This is a genomic window from Bradyrhizobium sp. CB1015 (assembly GCF_025200925.1).
Lineage (GTDB): Bacteria > Pseudomonadota > Alphaproteobacteria > Rhizobiales > Xanthobacteraceae > Bradyrhizobium.
Map to the genome: position 1 here is coordinate 5464755 of NZ_CP104174.1, position 19292 is coordinate 5484046.

16 protein-coding genes and 1 pseudogene are annotated in these 19292 nt (G+C 66.0%); 9 read left to right on the forward strand and 8 right to left on the reverse strand.

Annotated features, from left to right (window positions below; translation table 11 throughout):
- Nucleotides 1–149: 149 nt before the first annotated feature.
- Nucleotides 150–1127, reverse strand: coding sequence for a nitronate monooxygenase family protein (locus N2604_RS25505; RefSeq protein ID WP_260370906.1), 978 nt, complete (start codon nt 1125–1127; stop codon nt 150–152).
- A 97-nt stretch (nt 1128–1224) separates the two neighbouring features.
- Here N2604_RS25505 and N2604_RS25510 point away from each other — a divergent pair, with 97 nt between their 5' ends.
- A complete protein-coding gene (locus N2604_RS25510) occupies nt 1225–2115 on the forward strand; it encodes a LysR family transcriptional regulator (RefSeq protein ID WP_260370907.1) in 891 nt (296 codons plus the stop codon).
- Between the two features lie 196 nt (nt 2116–2311).
- A complete protein-coding gene (locus tag N2604_RS25515; RefSeq protein ID WP_260370909.1) occupies nt 2312–3247 on the forward strand; it encodes a cyclase family protein in 936 nt (311 codons plus the stop codon).
- Nucleotides 3248–3365: 118 nt separating this feature from the next.
- Here N2604_RS25515 and N2604_RS25520 read toward each other — a convergent pair whose 3' ends face one another.
- Nucleotides 3366–5504 (reverse strand): DNA/RNA non-specific endonuclease, encoded by a 2139-nt coding sequence (locus N2604_RS25520; RefSeq protein WP_260370910.1) that lies wholly within the window; start codon nt 5502–5504, stop codon nt 3366–3368.
- A gap of 346 nt (nt 5505–5850) precedes the next feature.
- Nucleotides 5851–6063 (reverse strand): hypothetical protein, encoded by a 213-nt coding sequence (locus N2604_RS25525; protein WP_260370911.1) that lies wholly within the window; start codon nt 6061–6063, stop codon nt 5851–5853.
- Between the two features lie 47 nt (nt 6064–6110).
- Here N2604_RS25525 and ruvX point away from each other — a divergent pair, with 47 nt between their 5' ends.
- On the forward strand, nt 6111–6596 hold the full coding sequence (gene ruvX, locus N2604_RS25530; RefSeq protein WP_260370912.1) for a Holliday junction resolvase RuvX: 486 nt from the start codon (nt 6111–6113) through the stop codon (nt 6594–6596).
- Nucleotides 6597–6600: 4 nt separating this feature from the next.
- Entirely contained in the window at nt 6601–7524 is a 924-nt protein-coding gene (locus N2604_RS25535; protein WP_260370914.1) for an AEC family transporter, read from the forward strand.
- Here N2604_RS25535 and N2604_RS25540 read toward each other — a convergent pair.
- The 4 genes from N2604_RS25540 to N2604_RS25555 form a co-directional block, all read right to left on the reverse strand.
- Nucleotides 7521–8285 (reverse strand): CPBP family intramembrane glutamic endopeptidase, encoded by a 765-nt coding sequence (locus N2604_RS25540; protein ID WP_260370915.1) that lies wholly within the window; start codon nt 8283–8285, stop codon nt 7521–7523. The two genes, N2604_RS25535 and N2604_RS25540, sit on opposite strands and share 4 nt — an antisense overlap.
- A 187-nt stretch (nt 8286–8472) precedes the next feature.
- A complete protein-coding gene (locus N2604_RS25545) occupies nt 8473–10116 on the reverse strand; it encodes an acyl-CoA dehydrogenase family protein (protein ID WP_260370916.1) in 1644 nt (547 codons plus the stop codon).
- A gap of 20 nt (nt 10117–10136) precedes the next feature.
- Complete coding sequence (locus N2604_RS25550) at nt 10137–10910, reverse strand: M15 family metallopeptidase (RefSeq protein ID WP_260370918.1); 774 nt, start codon at nt 10908–10910, stop codon at nt 10137–10139.
- Complete coding sequence (locus N2604_RS25555) at nt 10907–12253, reverse strand: NADase-type glycan-binding domain-containing protein (RefSeq protein ID WP_260370919.1); 1347 nt, start codon at nt 12251–12253, stop codon at nt 10907–10909. The genes N2604_RS25550 and N2604_RS25555 overlap by 4 nt, the downstream gene beginning before the upstream one ends.
- Nucleotides 12254–12478: 225 nt before the next feature.
- Here N2604_RS25555 and N2604_RS25560 point away from each other — a divergent pair, with 225 nt between their 5' ends.
- The 4 genes from N2604_RS25560 (at nt 12479) to N2604_RS25575 (ending at nt 16777) form a co-directional block, all read left to right on the forward strand.
- Complete coding sequence (locus N2604_RS25560; protein WP_128265307.1) at nt 12479–13426, forward strand: aspartate carbamoyltransferase catalytic subunit; 948 nt, start codon at nt 12479–12481, stop codon at nt 13424–13426.
- Between the two features lie 5 nt (nt 13427–13431).
- Complete coding sequence (locus N2604_RS25565; protein ID WP_260376308.1) at nt 13432–14733, forward strand: dihydroorotase; 1302 nt, start codon at nt 13432–13434, stop codon at nt 14731–14733.
- Nucleotides 14734–14780: 47 nt separating this feature from the next.
- Nucleotides 14781–15377 carry a glycerol-3-phosphate 1-O-acyltransferase PlsY gene (plsY, locus tag N2604_RS25570; protein ID WP_260370920.1) on the forward strand — a complete coding sequence of 199 codons (597 nt, stop codon included), beginning with the start codon at nt 14781–14783 and terminating at the stop codon, nt 15375–15377.
- A gap of 212 nt (nt 15378–15589) precedes the next feature.
- The gene (locus N2604_RS25575) at nt 15590–16777 is read left to right on the forward strand and encodes a patatin-like phospholipase family protein (protein WP_260370921.1); all 1188 of its coding nucleotides are present in this window, start codon (nt 15590–15592) and stop codon (nt 16775–16777) included.
- Here N2604_RS25575 and N2604_RS25580 read toward each other — a convergent pair.
- On the reverse strand, nt 16769–18013 hold the full coding sequence (locus tag N2604_RS25580) for an amidase (protein ID WP_260370922.1): 1245 nt from the start codon (nt 18011–18013) through the stop codon (nt 16769–16771). The genes N2604_RS25575 and N2604_RS25580 overlap by 9 nt on opposite strands.
- Before the next feature lie 91 nt (nt 18014–18104).
- Between N2604_RS25580 and dprA the strand changes: the two are divergent.
- Nucleotides 18105–19249 (forward strand): annotated as a pseudogene (gene dprA, locus N2604_RS25585) (DNA-processing protein DprA).
- Nucleotides 19250–19292: the final 43 nt, after the last annotated feature.

A 19292-nucleotide genomic window follows, 5' to 3' on the forward strand; every position in this document is an offset into this window, starting at 1 on the left:
GAGGGTCGATCGCGCAAAGCGCGAGTGGGGTGGGGTGACAGTCCCTCCACGGTGGATCTGTTCGTGTGGGGAGATCACCCCACCCCGCTACGCATTTCGCTTCGCTACATGCGTAGCGACCCTCCCCCTCCAGGGGAGGGTGAAGAATTCTATGCCGCGACTACCGAATTCCGGCGTCCTTCCAGCAACTGCTCCGCCTCCACCGCGATCCGCTCGACGATCTCCGCCGCCGCTGGAATATCATGGATCAGCCCGACCGCCTCGCCGGCGATCACCGCGGCGATGTCGAAATTGCCCGCCGCCCTTGCTGCCGCATACTCGGCCGCGACTGCGGCAGCATTCTGCATCAGCTCGACCTCGCGGCCGATCCAGCGCTTCGCATGATCGTTGACCAGGCACCGCCCGGTAAACGGCGCCGGCCATACATTGTTGCGGGAGAGATCGAAGATGATGCCGCGCACGGTCGAACCCGAGTTTGCTGCGCAGATGCGGCGCTTCGCCTCCTCCGCACCGTTGGCCTCCTGGCTGGCATAGAAGCGCGTGCCGAGCAGCACGCCGCTCGCACCGAGCATCACCATGGCAGCGAGCCCACGCCCATCTGCGATGCCGCCGGCCGCCACCACGGGAACGCGCCCCGCGGCGAGATCGACAATGGCCGGAACGAGATCGACGGTGGTGCGCGAAGCGCCATGACCGCCGGCCTCCGTTCCCTGCGCAATCAGGACGTCGGCACCGGCATCGAGCGCCTGCCGCGCCATCGCTTCGTCCTGAACCTGGCAGATCAGGCGCACGCCGGCGGACTTGATCTTGGGCGCGAACGGCGCGGGATCGCCGAACGACAACATGATCGCATCTGGCTTTGCAGCGAGCGCGACATCGAGAAGCTCGGGCTTTCTAGCGAGGCTCCAGGTGATGAAGCCGATCCCGAACGGTGCACTGAGGTCGGCGAGCTTCGCCGTCTCCTGCTCCAGCCAGACCCGCTCGCCATAGCCGCCGCCAAGAATGCCGAAGCCGCCGGCGCGGCTCACCGCCGCGACCAGACGGCTGCCGGCAATGACATCCATCGGCGCCAGCAGGATCGGATGCTCGATCCCCAGCAGCGTGGTCAGCGACGTCGTCATCGGCATGGCTCCTCCCCGATCTGGACAGCGAGACTAGGCGCGACTAGCATTCTCGAAAAATGAATTGTTGCGAACGCTGCAATCTCAAAAGCGAAACGACGCCATGGAACTCAGCGATATCAAGACCTTCGCCGCGGTCGCCCGCACCGGGGGCATCACCCGCGCCGCCGAAGAGCTCAACACCGTGCAGTCGAACGTCACCCAGCGCGTGAAGGCGCTGGAGGCGGAGATCGGCGCGCCGCTGTTCGAGCGGCACTCGCGCGGCATGACGCTGACCGGCGCCGGCAAGCGCCTCCTTCCCTACGCGCAAAAGATGGCGGCGCTGTCGCGCGAAGCCTTGCTCGCCGCGCGCGACGATGGCGAGCCGAAAGGACCGCTGGCGATTGGCTCGATGGAGACCACGGCTGCGGTACGGCTGCCGCCGCTGCTCGCCGATTTCCACCGCCGCTTCCCGGCCGTGCGCCTTTCCTTGCGCACCGCGCCGACCGCAGACCTCGTCGCGAGCGTCCTCGACGGCACGCTTGACGGCGCCTTCGTCGCCGGACCCATCACACATGACGATCTCACCGCAACGAGCGCGTTCCGCGAAGAGCTGGTGCTGGTGAGCGCGCGGCGCTGGGCTTCGCTCGCCGAGCTGCGCGCCGGCACGCCGGAGTCGGGTCCGACCGCGCTGGTGTTCCGCACCGGCTGCACCTATCGCCAGCGGCTCGAACAGATCTTCGTCGAGTTCGGCTGGCCGTCGGCGGCGCGCTTCGAGCTCGGCACGCTCGACGGCATGATCGGCTGCGTCGCCGCCGACATGGGCGTGACGCTGCTGCCGCGCGCGGTCGTCGAACGCAGCGCGATGAACGGCGCCGTCGCCGTCCACACGCTGAGCCCGTCACATGCACGTGTCGAGACACTCTTCATCCAGCGCCGCGCCGGACATGAATACAGTGCGCTGAGCGGTTTTGCCGATTGCCTGAAGAAGGACGAGGACGTCATCGCAGCCTGAGCGCCAGCGTTCCCCCCCCGAAATTCGTCACAAATCCATCGCGTTTGACTCGACCCGCACTGCGTCCTGCCATCGCAGCCCGCCACTTCGAAAAAGCTTTGAAGCCCGCGCGCCTTCTACGTTAGGATGAGTGGCTGCCAGCGCGAAACCATCAACGAAGCCAAAACATCGGCAGAAAACATCGGGAGGACTATTGATGCGCAATACGCTCGTGTTGTGCTGCGTCGCCGCGTTGTCGGCGATTTCAGGAACTGCAAGCGCACAGGACTGGACCAAATCGAAATGGGGGCCGAACGACGAGATCGGCGCCGCCAACTACATGACGCCCGAGCTCGTGGTGAAGGCGGCATCGCTTGTGAAGACCGGCAAGACCTACGCCCTCGGCATTCCCGTCACATCGCAAACGCCGGCCTATCCGCCGCGCACTTTCAAGCTCACCATCGTGCAGCCGGGACAGGCCGGCAGCCCGGGCCTCGGTCCGAACAAGGCGACCTACAATGACGACATCCTCGACACCTGGGTCGGCATCGGCAGCCAGCTCGACGGCCTCGGCCATCTCGGCATCGAGCACGTCTATTACAACGGCAACAAGCTCGCCGACTTCGCCGATCCCAACGGGCTGAAGAAGCTCGGCATCGAGAAGGTGCCGCCGATGGTCACCCGCGGCGTCCTGCTCGACATGGCCGCCTATTTCAAGACCGACGTGGTGAAGGAAGGCACCGCCTTCAATGTCAAGGAGATCGAGGAAGCCGCCAAGCAGCAGAACGTCGAGATCCGCCAGGGCGATGTCGTCATCTTCCACACCGGCTGGCTCAGCCTGATCGGCAAGGACGACAAGCGCTATTCGGCCGGCGAGCCCGGCCTCGGCGTCGAAGGCGCGAAATACCTGACCGGCAAGGGCGTCGTCGCGGTCGGCGCCGACACGTGGGGGCTCGAGGTACTTCCGTTCGAAGGCAAGACCGTGTTCGAGGTGCATCAGATCCTGCTCGCGATGAACGGGACCTACATCCTCGAGAACATAGACACCGCCGCGCTCGCGCGCGACAAGGGCTATGAATTCCTGTTCGTGCTGGGCCAGCCGCGCTGGACCGGCGGCGTGCAGGCGATGATCAACCCGATCGCGATCCGCTGACGCCACACGCGCGTCCGGCGAAAGAAGCCGGGTGAGGTCTTGCAGTGTCTCGATAGAGCGCACCGCTGCCCTCACCCGAACGTCGCGCCGGTTTCGCTGCTTGGCGAAACAGAGCTCCTCAGAGTCGAATGTCCTCGTAGGACTCGATCCGCCGCGGGCCGACCGAGGTCGCCTCGTGCGAATCCGCATCAGTGAGATTGCCGAAATCCAGCTTGGTCAACCTCGTCAGGTCCGCGATCGAGACCTGGAAGACGCTGACATCCTCCTCGGACATCCGCTCGCGCAGATCCACCTCCTGGATGCGATCGATCTCCATGACCTGCTTTCGCTGGCTCATGAGGAAGGCCGCCGCCTTGAGAGCGTCGTCATCCTCGTTGCGTCGGATCAGGATCTTCCAGAAATATTTCGGGATTTGGACGCCGCCGAAGCTCGGATCCTTGTGCGGCCGGCCCGCCGGATTGGGCAGATCGGATCCATCGGCGTCGGGCCCGTCGAACACCGGACCGTTCATGACGATGCCCTTCTCCTCGCCTTCGAGCAGGACATCGCGCGTATAATCCTCCAGTCCCGCCCACAGCTGCTTGCCCTGATTGAACGAGAAGAACTGCGGCGAGCAATTGGTGAAGTGGAAGGAATCGTCGCCATGCTGCTTGGCCGCAGTGACGGTGTCGCCCCAGGTCGCATCCAGGCGGCGCACGAGATGACCGCGGTCGAACGGGTTCTTGCTGCGATCCGCCTCGAAGGTGGCCTGCTTGCGGTAGAACTCGTCGCCGATCTGGGCATCGTCGTCGATGCGCGGATCGCGCAGCCAGGAATCACCCTCTCGCTTGCCAACGTCCTGCTGCTTGCCGCCGTCGATGTTGACGCAGCTGAAGAAGGCGAGCCGGCGCTCCTTGTTCATGACCACGCTGTAATTAAAATACTTCAGCTCGGACTGCCTGGAGCTTCCCTTGAGCATCGCGATCCTGGACTTGAGGGAAGCCGGAATCTTCGGCAAGGGCACCGCGAATTTGCCGTTGCCGAGGAAGTTCGCCTTGTATCCGGGACGCGATTTCAGCGTGCCCTGATCGATGTGCACGGCCTCCATCGGCAGGCCGTTTTTCGCACTGATATGAGGCAGCAGGCCGGCCGGCGGGGTGATCAAAGGCGTGCCGCCGTTCTGCGTGCCGCCGTTCGTGGCCCCTCCGTTGCCCCCTACAGGTCCCGGCGGCACGAACGGGATGTCCTTCTTGAACATCGGCAAGGGCACGCGGATCGGGACCACCAGCGAGGTTCCGTCGAGGGACTGCTCGACCCAGACATTGGTGCCGAAAACAGGCGCGGCAGCCGGTGCCCGGACTTTCGCGATCTCTTGCCGGATCGGCGGCTCCTCCTCGTCCAGCACCGGCTTGATCAGCGGATGGGAGCCGACGGCAACCCTGAGATCGGCGACGATCGCGCTGATGCGGATGCCTTCATTGGCGATCCAGTCGATCATGGATTCGTCCATCGACGGCTTCCACACCTTGCCGTCCTTGCTCAGGGTGCGGCCCTGCGCATCCTTGCGGGGAACGCCGCTGTGATGCAGCGCGACCACTTGCCAGAAGCGGTTGAACGCGGGCGAGCCCGAGGATCCCGCCGTCGTGTCGGTGTTGTACCAGAGGAAGTCGCCGACATATTTGAGCAGCTTGTTCTCACGGACGCAGACCTGCTTCATCTGCCCGCTGGGATGCTGGATGATGGTGAGGTACTCGCCGGGGTCTGCCTTGCCGGGCGCGCCGCCGAGCGGCAGCCATCCGAAGTCCTCGAGCTCCTCCCCGCCTGACAGCGAGGTCGGCGCCACCGCGACGACCGAAAAATCCAGCCTGTCGTTGGTGTAGAAGAACTTGCCCGGCTCGAAGCCGAACCGCACCGGCACGCGCTCCTGCCCGGAGACGTCGAGCTCGTAGTTGAAATCGGCGATCGAGTTGGCGGCCTCGGCCGGCTTGCCGAAGACGTGATGGTTCGTCAGCAACAGGCCCGGCCCGATCAGGAAGCCCGAGCCATAGCCGAGCAGGTTCGACTTGAGATCCCTGACCTGGATGCGGCAGACCGAGCGCGAGGCGGCGGTCCCCTTGGCGAGATAGTTGATGCTGTCGAGATCGTTGCCCTGGATGATCCGCTCCAGGCCAATCTCGGCCTTCTCCACGTCCCGCGTCTCGGCCAGCAGCTGGCGCTGGCGTAGACGCATCTTCTCGACGGACATCTCGATCGGACCGTCGCCCAATTTCCGGTTCAAGGCTTCGGGTGAGAACTCGGCTTGCTTGAATCGCCTTTCTGAGCCCGCGATCAGGCTTGGCTTGATGAGCATCGTGACCTCTCAAATGACTGGCGAATATTGGACGGGGTCGGCGCCCTAAAAAATTGGCGCCAAGTTGCAGCGGCGGGCGGACTGCCGGTCGCTGCCGGTCGTTCTGGAAATCGCGGGCATGCACCCGACACTACTTTAGACCTGTATATCTACTGCCACGCAACCACGCGGCATCATGCCATGGTCTGCAACCTCACCAGTGTGAGATTTCCCACAATTGATCGATGCAGCCGTGCATCACGATTTCGCGCGCTGCTTGCGGCCCTCTGGCGATCTACGGCTTCAGGTACCACCGCCGCAGCGCCACGAGGGACCAGATTGCCTCGACCAGGCCGAACGGCCAGGCGCCCTGAAGGAAACCGTAGGCCGAGCCGAGCGCGCAGGACGCGGCGAACAGCAGCACGAACCAGCGGCTGCGATCCTCCAGGGCGTAAGTGACCAGCATCGCCGTGACGGCGAACAGGCCGAATAGTGTCAGCGCATCCATGTTTCCGGGTTCACTCCGCAGCGCGACGCATGATATGCGCTAAGTCCATGCCGGCTCTTATCCTCACCTTGGTCGATGCTGCAACCCACTGGCCCGAACGCGGTGCGCTGGTCGGGCTCGATCTGGGCACCAAGACCATTGGCGTTGCCGTATCAGACCCCGACCGCCGCTTGGCCACCGGTGTCGAAACGATCCAGCGCAAGCAGTTCAAGCAGGACGCCGCCAAGCTGCTTGCCATCGCCACCGAGCGCAAGGTGGTCGGCTTCGTGCTCGGCCTGCCCATCAACATGGACGGCAGCGAGGGCCCGCGCGCGCAATCGACCCGCGCTTTCGCGCGCAATCTGGCCGGCCTGACCGCGCTGCCCATCGGTCTCTGGGACGAGCGCCTCTCGACCGCGGCGGTCGAGCGCGAGCTGATCGGCATGGACGTCAGCCGCGCCAAGCGCGCCGAGGTGATCGACGAGCACGCCGCGATCTTCATCCTGCAAGGCGCGCTCGATCGCCTGGCAAACCTGCGCAAAGGACCCGGCTGATCCCATGGCCGTCGTCGTCGCGGCGCTGCTGCCGGTCTTCATCCTCATCGTGCTCGGCGTGGTGCTCCGGCGCAGCCTGATGCGGCTGGACACGCAATGGCACGGGCTGGAGCGGCTGACCTATTTCGTGCTGTTTCCGATGCTGCTGATCCAGACGCTAGTGAAGGCGGACCTTACGAAGGTTCCGGTCGCCGGCGTCGGCGGCGCGCTGCTGCTGTCGGCGCTGGCGATGTCGCTGCTCTGCCTCGCATTGCGCCCGGCCCTGTCCCGGCTCGACATCGACGGCCCCGCCTTCACGTCGATCTTCCAGGGCGCGACGCGCTGGCAGACCTATGTCGCCCTCTCCGTCTCCGCCAACATGTTCGGCGATGTCGGGCTGGCGTTGGCTTCGGTGGCGATGGTCGCGATCATTCCGCTAGTCAACGTGTTCAGCGTCGCGGTGCTCGCCCATTACGCATCGCCCGAGAAGCAGTCCGGCCGCGCCATCGTCATGACGGTGATCCGCAATCCGCTGATCTGGGCCTGCGCCATCGGGCTTCTCATCAACATCGTCCATCTGCCGCTGCCGAGGATCTGGCACGAGGTGGCGGACGCGCTCGGCCGCTCCTCGCTCGCCATCGGCCTGCTCGTGACCGGCGCGGGATTGCAGCTCGAGGGCCTGCTGCGTCCGAGCCTGGGCGCTGGCCTCGGCGTGGCGTTCAAGCTGGTCCTGATGCCCATGCTCGCGCTGATTCTGGCCGCCTGGTTCGGGCTGTCCGGCAACAGCCTTGCGATCGTCGCGATCTGCGCGGCAGTGCCGACCTCGCCAAGCGCCTATGTGCTGGCCCGCCAGATGGGCGGCGACGCGCCGCTGCTCGCGCAGATCATCACGCTGCAGACGATCCTGGCCGCGATCACGATGCCGATCGCCATCGCGCTGGTGGCCTAGCTCCCCAGCCACATCGTCAGCACCACCGCGGTCAGATTATTCAGCGCGTGCAGCGCGATGGTGAGCCACAGCGAGCCGGAGCGGTAGCGCATGTAGCCGAACCACAGGCCGATGCAGAAGACTTCGGCGAGGAAGTACATGTCGTATTGCAGGTGGACCACCGTCCAGACCAGCGACGACAGCAGGATCGCACCGGGGGCGCGCAAAAAGCTCGCCGACCAGCCGCGGTAGAGGAAGCCTCGTGCCAGCACCTCTTCCGACATCGGCGCGGCCACCGCGAATGCGGCCAGCAGCAGCAGCGCCGCTCCCTTGTCGCGGCCCGATTTCAACAGATCGGTCATGAAGCCCGGCGTCGCCTCGCGGCCGAGCGCGCGCGACATCGTCTCCCAGAGCAGCACGATCAGGATGAGGCCGACGGCGCCGAACAGCAGCTGCTTCCAGGACGACCAATGCAGCGCGAGATAATCAACGAAGGAGGCCTTCTTGATGCGAATGGCGAGCCAGACCGCAAGAAGCGTCGCCGGCAGCCCCATGATCACCGAGAGCGCGAGCGTCTGGGGCTCACGGCCGACGAGCTGAAGCGAGGCAAGGTCCATGGGAAGACCACGCAGCGCCGCCAGCACAACGACGGCACCGATCTGCCCGACGAACATCGCAACGAAGATGAAGAGGCCCCACAACGCCGTGCCCCAGAACTTCCAGACGCGTGGCGTCGCTGGCGTCTCGGTCAGCGGCGGATGATCGGGATTGAGGGAGTCCATCAGGAGGCTTTCGTTAATAAAACGCAAAACTATCGAGCGATCGTCATGCCCGGGCTTGTCCCGCCTGCGCGGCCGAAGCCGCTTCGGCGAGGCGAAGGCCCGGGCATCCACGTTCTTTTTGCCGCGCAGCAAGACGTGGATGGCCGGGACAGGCCCGGCCATGACGCCGTGGAAAGACCGTTCCCCTTCACGGCAGCGCCCGCTCCAGCAGCGCGCGCACGTCGGCGCTGTCGAGTTCGACCGCGCCATACATGCTGGCGTGATTGGTCGCGAGGCGCGTGGCGGCAAACAGCTCGGCCTGGCGCGGCGACACGCCGTTGAGCGCCGCGGCCGCAGCCAGCAATGCCAGCTTCTCGACCGCAAGCCGCGCGACGCGCTCGCCGTCGGCACGCCGAAACGTCTTGCCGATGAAGCTGACCGCCTCGCCCGCCCCCGGCAGCCCCTTGGTCTCGGCCGCCAGCGCTTGTAGCACCGCCATCGCCGCCTCGCCTTCGCGCGAGAGCGCGCGGAGCACGTCGAGGCACATCACGTTGCCCGAGCCTTCCCAGATCGCGTTGACCGGCGACTCGCGATAATGGCGCGCCAGAATGCCGTCCTCGACATAACCGTTGCCGCCGAGGCACTCCATCGCCTCAAAGAGGAATGGCGGCGCGCTCTTGCAGGTCCAGTATTTGATCGCGGGCGTGAGCAGCCGCATATAGGCGGCCTCCGCCGCGTCATGCGGCGTGCGGTCGAAGGCGCGGCAGAGCCGCATCACCAGCGCCGTGCTCGCCTCCACGTGCAGCGCCATGTCCGACAGCACGGCCTGCATCAATGGCTGATCGGCCAGATGCTTCTGAAACACGCTGCGGTGGCGGGCGTGGTGCAGCGCATGCGCAAGCCCCGAGCGCATCAGGCCGACGGAGGCGATCGCACAATCCTGTCGCGTCAGCTGCACCATCTGGATGATGGTGCGGATGCCCTTGCCCTCCTCGCCGACCGTTTCGGCATAGGCGCCGACGAACTCGACCTCGGACGAGGCATTGGAGCGGTTGCCGAGCTTGTCCTTCAACCGCTGGAACTGGATGGCGTTGACCGAACCATCCGGCGCGAAGCGCGGCATGAAGAAACAGGTCAGCCCGCCTTCGGCCTGCGCGAGCACGAGGAACGCATCGCACATCGGCGCCGACATGAACCATTTGTGGCCGGTGATGCGATAGCCGTCGCCGTCGCGCACGGCGCGCGTCATGTTGGCGCGCACGTCGGTGCCGCCCTGCTTCTCGGTCATGCCCATGCCGAGCGTCATGCCGCGCTTCTGCCACCACGGCGCAAAGCTCGGGTCGTAGCTCTTCGTCGATAGCACCGGCATCACCCGCGCGAGCAAGTCGGGCTGCATGGCCAAGGCACCGACGGAGGCGCGCGTCATCGTGATCGGGCAGAGGTGGCCGGTCTCGACTTGCGCAGCCATGTAGAACTTTGCGGCGCGAATAACCTCGGCGCCAGCGCCCGCCGGCTTGCCATCCGCGGTCCAGGTGGAATTGTGCACGCCGGCATGCGCACTGTGCGCCATCAGCTCGTGATAGGCGGGATGAAACTCGACCTTGTCCCGGCGATTGCCGTTGGCATCGAAGCTGCGCAGCTTCGGCGTGCTCTCGTTCGCCACGCGCCCGCGATCGGCCATCGCCGCCGAACCCCAATGCCGGCCGAACTCGGAGAGCTCACGCTCCGCCGCCGCGCCGCCATTGGCCCTGACCGCCTCGATCAGCGGCCGGTCGACGGCGAAAAGATCAACGTCCTCGAATGGCGGCGACTGGTTGAAGACCTCGTGGGTCGCGAATGTGGGCTGGGTCATCTTGCGTCCTCGGCGCGGAATCAGTTCCGCCGCGGCTGGATCGGGAAATCATAGGCCGCCCCGCCCGCCCCCGGCAGGGAAAAATGCCACCACTCCTTCGAATAGTTCACAAAGCCTTGCCTGGCCATCGCAGCCACCAGCCGCTTGCGCCAGGCACGCTGCTCCGGATTGATCGAGGTTGCGGCGGTATGCCCCTTCGCGTCGGTACAGTCGTAGCCTGTGCCCATGTCGACGCTGCCCTCCGGCGCCCGCGCCTCGACCGGCGCCGTGCAATCCGCGTAGGTCCTTGCTGGATCGTATTTGGCGGAATTGTCCGCCCTGAGATCGACCAGCGTGAGATCGAGCGCCGCACCGGTCGAATGCTGCGAGCGGCTCGCAATGTAGCCGAGGCGGAACAGCTCGGTCTTCGCAATCTTCGGGCTGTAGCGCCGCTCCGCAGCGGTCTCGTGGCCGTTCTGCGACCACTTGACCATGTCGAGCGAGGCCCGCGCCGGCCGGTAGCAGTCGAACATCTTGAGCGAGAGATTTTGCGCCGCCAGCTCCTGCTGCACCGCCTTCAGCCGCAGCCCCACCTCGCGCTTCACCACGCATTCGCCGGCATTGTAGCCGGCGAGCGGACGGCCGACGAAATTGTTCGACGTGGCGTAGCGGATGTCCTGGATGATGCTGGGGTCGATGTCGCGCAGATAGACGAAGTCGCCGGGCAAGGTCTGCGCCCGCACGGGGGCGAGAAACAATAATGCGAGCAGCGCGACAAGCGCTACGCGCGCCGCAGTTCCGGTCCTTGCGATCATTGCACCGGATCCGAGTTGACCAGAAGCTTCGTGATCGCGGTGTCCGCATATTTGTTGCCGGCCCAGACGTCGTCTATGATGAATTGCATCCAATAGGCCGTAATCGGCGTCCGCAATGTCAGCAATTGCGCCGACAGCTCGTCGTTGAGGATGAATATCCGCGACTCGCCGCCGGAGAACAGCACGCGGATCTGGCGAACCCTGTTGTTCTTGGCGAAGATCTCGGGGTTCTTCTGGTACCCGTTCTGCACGTGGATCGACTTGACCCGCCGCAAGGTTTCGAACTCGATGGTAATCCATTCGCCGATACCGTTGCCCGAGGCGCCCTCGACCCAGGCCGTCCCTGTCGAGGCGTCGAACAAATTCGCTGCGCCGTACGAATTACCGAATTGCGGCTTCAGCATCGAGCTGACGCAATAGGTCTCGAAGCCGCTGCGGGCACAGCTTTCGCCTGCCGCGGAGGGACGCGGCGGACGCGTGGTGGCGCGCTCCGCGACCGCAGGCTTGGCCGGCGGCTTCAGCAGCATGCCCGCCACTTTGGGCTCCCCGTTCGAAGATCCCGCATTCCAAAGAAAGATGCGTCCGCCGAGCGTCTGATCGTAATAGGCGGGCGTCTGCTCGTGCGGTGCCGGTTGTCCTCCGGCATCCGTCGCGGTCAGGGCGAGCGCCGCCACGCGCTCTCGCACCTCGACCGCGAGATCGCCCAGATGCAGCTCGGGCCGCTTGAGCTGCTCGACGAAGATCCGCGTGAACACCGAGTTGTGCGCCGTATCGTTGCTGCTGAGCTGGTCGAGCGCGGTCTGGCCGATCCCCGCAGAATAGAGCGTGAAGATCCCGCGCGCGGGCCGGGCGTCAGCGAGCCCGCGCGTGTTCCCGATCGAACGGCCCGCAGCGCGCGGAAACGGATTGTCACGGCAGGCATCGATGACAACGAAGGCGACCCGCACCGCCTTGGCCTGAAGCTCCGCAATCACGTCGGGCTCGGCGATCGAGGCCCCGCGCACCCGTGCTTCGGCGCCCTCGTTGACGGTGGGAACGTCGCTCGGAACGAGGTAGTTGACCCCCGCGATCGCAACGCCATGTCCGGCATAGAACAATGCGGCGGTATCGCCCGGCTCGAGCCGCGCCGTGAAATCCGCGAGCCGGTCGATCATGCCCTGGCGGCCGAGATTGGTCCCGAGCACGATGTCAAACCCGAGCGACCTCAGCGCGTCGGCCACGGTCGTCGCGTCATTGGCGGCCTTCTTCAATTGCCGGTCGGCCGGCAGGTTCGGATAGAGATCGTTGCCGATCACGAGTGCGACGCGTTTTTCGGCCCAAGCCGGTGTCGCGAGGCCAGCCATGCACGCGGTCGCGAGCGCGGCAACATTGCGCGCCAGTCGATTAAAATACCGCGTGCCCGTCATGATCCAGCCCGTGACGCAACGAATGGCACGAGTCTAGCGCAAAGCGGCTGCCCCGAACACAGGCGGGGCGGCGCCTCCCCGCCGCAAAGCGCCGTGGATAAGTCGGGCAGCGGGATTTGAAGCTTGCTCCCCCCGCCGTCCGCCCCTATAGCTCTGCTTTTAATGACATCGAAATCGACCTTCGTCCTCGGCCACCGGCATTTGCTGGGCATCGAGGGCCTTTCCGCGGCCGACATCAGCGGCCTCCTCGACCTGTCCGAAGAATATGTCGAGCTCAACCGCCAGGTTGACAAGAAGCGCACCGTCCTGCGCGGGCGGACGCAGGTGAACCTCTTCTTCGAGGCCTCCACCCGCACCCAATCCTCGTTCGAGCTCGCCGGCAAGCGGCTGGGTGCCGACGTCATGAACATGTCGGTCGCCTCCTCGTCCATCAAGAAGGGCGAGACGCTGATCGACACCGCGATGACGCTCAATGCGATGCACCCGGACATCCTGGTGATGCGCCATCACGCCTCCGGCGCAGTGGAACTGCTGGCCCGCAAGGTCGACGGTTCCGTGATCAATGCCGGCGACGGCGCGCACGAGCATCCGACCCAGGCGCTGCTCGACGCCCTCACCATCCGCCGCAACAAGGGCCGGATCGAGGGACTCGTGGTCGCGATCTGCGGCGACGTGCTGCATTCGCGCGTCGCCCGCTCCAACATCATCCTGCTCAACACGATGGGCGCGCGCGTCCGCGTCGTCGGTCCGTCCACGCTCTTGCCGCCGGGCATCGAGCGGATGGGCGTCGAGGTGGCGCGCGACATGCGCGAGGGTCTCAACGGCGCCGACATCGTCATGATGCTGCGGCTGCAGCGCGAGCGCATGAACGGCTCTTTCGTGCCCTCGTCGAACGAATACTTCCATTATTTCGGGCTCGACCAGAAGAAGCTCGCCTACGCCAAGCCGGACGCGCTCGTGATGCATCCCGGCCCCATGAACCGCGGCGTCGAAATCGACACCGCGGTCGCCGATGGTGCGCAATCCCTGATCCGCGAGCAGGTGGAGATGGGCGTGGCCGTACGCATGGCGGTGCTGGAAGCGCTCGCCCGTAACCTGCCGAACGCGTGATGCCGATGTTGACCGATCGCCGCCCCATCCTGCTGGCCAACGCCCGCGTCGTCGATCCCTCCAGGGATTTCGACGGGGTCGGCGACGTCCTGATCGCCGACGGCACCATCCGCGAGACCCGCCGCGGCATCGGCGCTGCCGGCGTCCCCGAGGGCACCGACATCGTCAATTGCTCCGGCAAGATCGTCGCACCCGGCCTGATCGACATGCGCGCCTTCGTCGGCGAGCCCGGCTTCAGCCACCGCGAGACCTTCGCCTCGGCGAGCCAGGCGGCCGCAACCGGCGGCATCACCACCATCATCTGTCAGCCCGATACCTCGCCGGTGATCGACAATTCGGCGACGGTCGACTTCGTGATGCGCCGCGCCCGCGACACCGCGATCGTCAACATCCAGCCGATGGCCGCCCTCACCAAGGGCATGCACGGCCAGGAGATGACCGAGTTCGGCCTGCTCAAGGCCGCGGGCGCCGTCGCTTTCAGCGATGGTGCCAGAAGCGTGACCAATGCACAGGTGATGCGCCGCGCGCTGACCTATGCGCGCGATTTCGACGCGCTGATCGTGCATTTCACCGAGGATCCCGATCTCGTCGGCGAGGGCGTGATGAACGAGGGCGAGTTCGCCTCGCGGCTCGGCCTGATGGGCATCCCGAATGCCGCCGAAGCCGTGATGCTGGAGCGCGATCTGCGCCTCGTCGCCCTCACCGGCGGCCGCTACCACGGGGCGTCGGTGAGCTGCATCGATTCACTCGACATCCTCCAGCGCGCCCGCGACGCCGGGCTCGCCGTCAGCGCCTCGGTCTCGATCAACCATCTGGCGCTGAACGAGAACGACATCGGTCCTTACCGTTCGTTCCTGAAGTTGTCGCCGCCGCTGCGCACCGAGGACGACCGCCGCGCCCTGGTGGCGGCGATCGGCTCCGGCCTGCTCGATGTCATCATGTCCGACCACAATCCGCAGGACGTCGAGGTCAAGCGCCTGCCGTTCGCGGAAGCCGCGCCCGGCGCCATCGGGCTCGAGACCATGCTGCCGGCCGGCCTGCGGCTGGTGCATAATGGCGAGATCGAGCTGAAGACGCTGATCCGCGCGATGTCCACCCGCCCGGCCGAGCTGCTCGGGCTGTCGGGCGGAACTCTGCGCGCTGGCAGCCCGGCCGATGTCATCGTGATCGACCCCGACGTGCCCTGGGTGGTCGATCCCGCCGACCTCAAGTCGCCCTGCAAGAACACCCCGTTCGACGAAGCCCGCTTTACAGGCCGGGTGGTGCGCACCATTGTCGGCGGACGAACGGTGTATGAGCATGTCTGAGCTGCGGATTCGTTCGACCTGGAGAATGGGCCTTTGGAGAAGCCGCCATGGGGCTTGAACCGTTTCTGCCGGTAGCCTTCGTCATCGGCTATCTCCTCGGCTCGATTCCGTTCGGGCTGATCCTGACCAGGCTCGCGGGCACCCAGGATATCCGCTCGATCGGCTCCGGCAGCATCGGCGCCACCAATGTGCTGCGCACCGGACGCAAGAGCCTCGCGGCGGGCACCCTGCTGTTCGACGCGCTCAAGGGCACCGCCGCCGTGGTGATCGCCGGCTACATCGCAGGCCCCAATGCCGCGATGGTGGCCGGGCTCGGTGCGTTCCTCGGCCACCTCTTCCCGGTCTGGCTGAAATTCAAAGGCGGCAAGGGCGTGGCGGTCTATATCGGTATCCTGCTCGGGCTGTTCTGGCCGGGCGCTGTCGTGTTCTGCCTGCTCTGGCTGGCGACCGCCTTCACCACCCGCTATTCCTCGCTGTCGGCGCTGGTGGCGGCGTTCATCACGCCGATGTTCCTGTGGTGGTTCGGTCATCTCGCATTGTCGACGCTGGCAGCAGTGCTGACGCTGCTGTTGTTCTACGCGCATCGCGAGAACATCAAGCGCTTGCAAGCGGGCAAGGAAAGCCGGATCGGCGAGAAGGCCTAGAGCGTTTTCGAGCGAAGTGGATGCCGGTTCGCGCCGAGAAAACGCGGCAAACAAGAATCTGAAGTCGGAAAAAGTACGGATACCGCCGCACCCCTTCCGCAATATATGCCAAATCCTGTTCGCAATTGTCCTGCTAGGCACGGCAGGCTGTAGCGAACAGGTTCCATGCCTGTCATCCTGACACGGGAAACGGCGTTAGGCGGTTGCTCAGAATGAGCGAGAAGATTGTCGGCGCGAATGACGGGATCGGTTCGCTCGGTGCTTCCGGCACTGCAGCAAGCCGGCTGCTCTCGGCGACCAATATCTGGTCCGACGCGGCCGTGCCTGCCCCTGTTTCACGGCAAGCACCGCAGCCCGAGCCCGCCGTTAAATCTGACATTCCGCTCGACATCGTCATCACCAAGGCTGCACCGGTCGCACCCGCGCAGGCGCATTCCGGCCAATGGTCGCCGCGCAGACTTTCGCTGGCGCTGCAGGGCGGTGGCACCTTTGCCGCTTTCACCTGGGGCGTGCTCGAGCGGCTGCTCGAAGAGACTGATATCGAGATCGACACCATCAGCGGCGCCAGCGCCGGCGCCATCAATGCACTGCTGTTCGCTTGCGGCCTGGCCGAAGGCGGCCGCGAAGGCGCCCGGTCGCGACTGAGCCGGTTCTGGGTGCGGCTGATGCACGAGGCCTCGTTCCGCTCGCTGATGCTGATCGGCGGCTTCTCGCCGGCGGGGAGCTCGGTCGCGTTCGGCCCGACGCTGCGCTCCGGCCAGTTCGATCCGTTCGATCTCGATCCGCTGCGGCAGGCGGTCTCCCGCGACATCAACTTTTCCGCCCTGCGCGATACGCGCTGCCCGAAGCTGCTGATCGCGGCGACGCGGATCCGCGATGGGCAGCAGCAGATTTTTGGCAACGAGGCCATCACTGCCGACGTCGCGCTGGCCTCGACCTGCCCACCCCTCGTTCACTGCGCCGTCGAGATCGACGGCGAAGCCTATTGGGACGGCGGCTTTGGCGGCAATCCGCCGCTGCTGCGTCTGGTGCAGGAGACGGCGGCAACGGATCTGCTGCTGGTCCAGGTCACGCCGACGCGCGACAGCTACGTGCCGATCACGCTCGCCGCGATCGACCGCCGGCTCGACCAGATCGCGGCCAACGCCGCGCTCAATGCCGAGATCGCCGCGATCGAATGGGCGCAGGCCCATGTCGCGCCGTCGCTGCGGCTCTCCAGGATCGCGGCTGAAGACACCGTTGACGGCCTGGCGCAACGCTCATCGACCGATCTCGGCCGCGGCTTCATCCGTCTGCTGCATCGGAGCGGCCGCGAAGCCGCCGAGCGCTGGCTCGGGCAAGGTGCGACGGCAACTGATGCCCATCGCGCCTTGCCAGCCATCGAGCCCGCGCTAGCCTGATTTCGCCAGCGCGTCCTCCAGGAACCAGGCAGACGTCAACGCGACAGCATCATTGCCGAACCGCGCGATCACCTGCACGCCGATCGGCAGGCCGCCAACCTTGAGCACCGGCACATTGACGCAAGGATTACCCATCAGCGTCCACAGCCGGTTGTAACGTGGCGAGCCGGTCGAGGCGAGCTCCTTGGCCGGCGCTGTGCCCGGCGCCGAATAGGTCAGCAGCACGTCGAACCGTTCGAACAGCTCGCCGAGCTCGCGGCGGCCACGGCGGGCGATGCGGCGCGCATCGTCGTATTCCTTCGCTGTCAGTCCGACCGTCTCATCGAGGCTGGCGCGCAGCAGCGGCGCGATCTCGTCGTGACGCTCGGAAAACTCCCAGGCCAGCGCGCGATGCGCCTCGAAGTTCTGGATGATGGGATGGATGCGCCAGGCCTCCTGCACCGCCTCGGGCAGATCGATGGTCTGCACGCGGGCGCCGGCCTTCTCGGCCGCCTTGATCGCAGCCTGCAAGCCCTCCTCTGCCGCCGGCTCCACGGCTTCGGCAAACTCCTGCCTGACCACGCCGATGCGCGGCGCCTTGGCTGGACCGATGCCGTCGAATTCAGTGCGGCCGGTGATCGCCAGCAATCCGCGCGCGAGATCTTCCGCGCGGCTGCCGAACAGGCCGACCGTGTCGAGTGCCCACGAATAACACTTCACGCCGATGGTCGGCAGCATCCGGAACGACGGTTTTATCGCGGCAGCGCCGCAATAGGCCGCCGGCCGGATCACCGAGCCGCCGGTCTGGGTACCCAGAGCCAGCGGGATCATGCCGGCGCCGACGGCCGCCGCCGAACCCGAGGACGAGCCGCCCGGCGTGTGACCGGGATTGTGCGGATTGAGCGTCGGGGTCGGATCGCTCGAGGCGAATGCAGTCGTGGTGGTCTTGCCGATGATGGTGGCCCCGGCCCGCTTCAGCATCATCACCACGGGCGCGTCCGCGCGCGGCTGCCAGCCGCGATAGATCTCCGAGCCCATCTCGGTCGGCATATCAGCGGTGTCGATGATGTCCTTGATGCCGACGGCAATGCCGCGCAGCGGGCCCGAGGCTTGCGCCCTCGCGGATTTGTCATGCCGGACGAAGGCGCGGACGTCCTTCTCCTTGGCCTCGATCGCCGCATGCGACTGGGCGATGGCGGCATCGGGCGAAAGCTTGCCCGCTTCGATGCGGCGCTGGAGGTCGGCAAGTGAGATCATGGCAACATCCTTCTTATTGGGGTCGCTTTTAACATCGCAGCGCGGTCGTGCAAGCACACGTCACTGTTGCGCAACGCCCTCAGGTTGTTCCATGCTGTCCGTGCAAGGAGACGCCGTGGACGCCATCAACAGTAGCGTGGAGCTGACCGAGGCTGAGCGGATCGACCGCCTGCGGCTGATCCGTTCCGACAATGTCGGGCCGCGCACCTTCCGCTCGCTGGTCGATCATTTCGGCAGCCCGCGCGCCGCGCTGGAGCGGCTGCCTGATCTCGCCCGCCGCGGCGGCGCGGCGCGATCGGGGCGGATCTGTAGCGCGGATGAAGCGAAGGCCGAGCTCGCCGCGAGCCGCAAGTTCGGCATCGCCTGGCGTGCGCCCGGCGAGGACGGCTATCCGGCGCGGCTGGCGATGATCGACGATGCGCCGCCGCTGCTCGCGGTGCGCGGCGACACCAAATCCCTGATGCGACCGATGATCGCGATCGTCGGCTCGCGCAACGCCTCCGGCGCCGGCCTGAAATTCGCCGGCCAGCTCGCGCGCGAGCTCGGCGAAGCCGGCTTCGTGGTCATATCTGGCCTCGCCCGCGGCGTCGACCAGGCCGCGCATCGCACCAGCGTCGAGAGCGGCACGATCGCCGTGCTCGCCGGCGGCCATGACTGCATCTATCCGCCCGAGCATGGCGACCTGCTCGCCGCGATCCTCGACCATTCGGGCGCGGCGATCTCCGAGATGCCGCTCGGCCACGAGCCGCGCGCCCGCGACTTTCCCCGTCGCAACCGACTGATCTCGGGCGCTTCGCTGGGCGTCGTCGTGGTGGAGGCAGCGCACCGCTCGGGCTCGCTGATCACAGCACGCATGGCGGCCGAACAGGGCCGCGAGGTGTTCGCCGTCCCGGGCTCGCCGCTCGATCCGCGCGCCGCCGGCACCAACGACCTGATCAAGCAGGGCGCAACGCTCGTCACGGAAGCCGCCGACATCATCAACGCGGTTCAGCCGATCATGGAGCGGCCGCTGATGCACCCCGCGGGCGAGCCCGACAGCGAGCCGTTCGAAAGCGATCTCCGCAAAGCCATGATCGCGACCAGATCACCGCCCTGCTCGGCCCGGCCCCTGTCACGATCGACGACCTCGTGCGAATGTCTGGCGCCTCGCCTGCGATCGTGCGCACCGTGCTGCTGGAGCTCGAGCTCGCCGGCAAGCTCGAACGCCACGGCGGCGGGATGGTGTCGCTGCTGTAGAGCGAAAATGAGCTCGAACTCTTACCCTCCCCTGGAGGGCCCT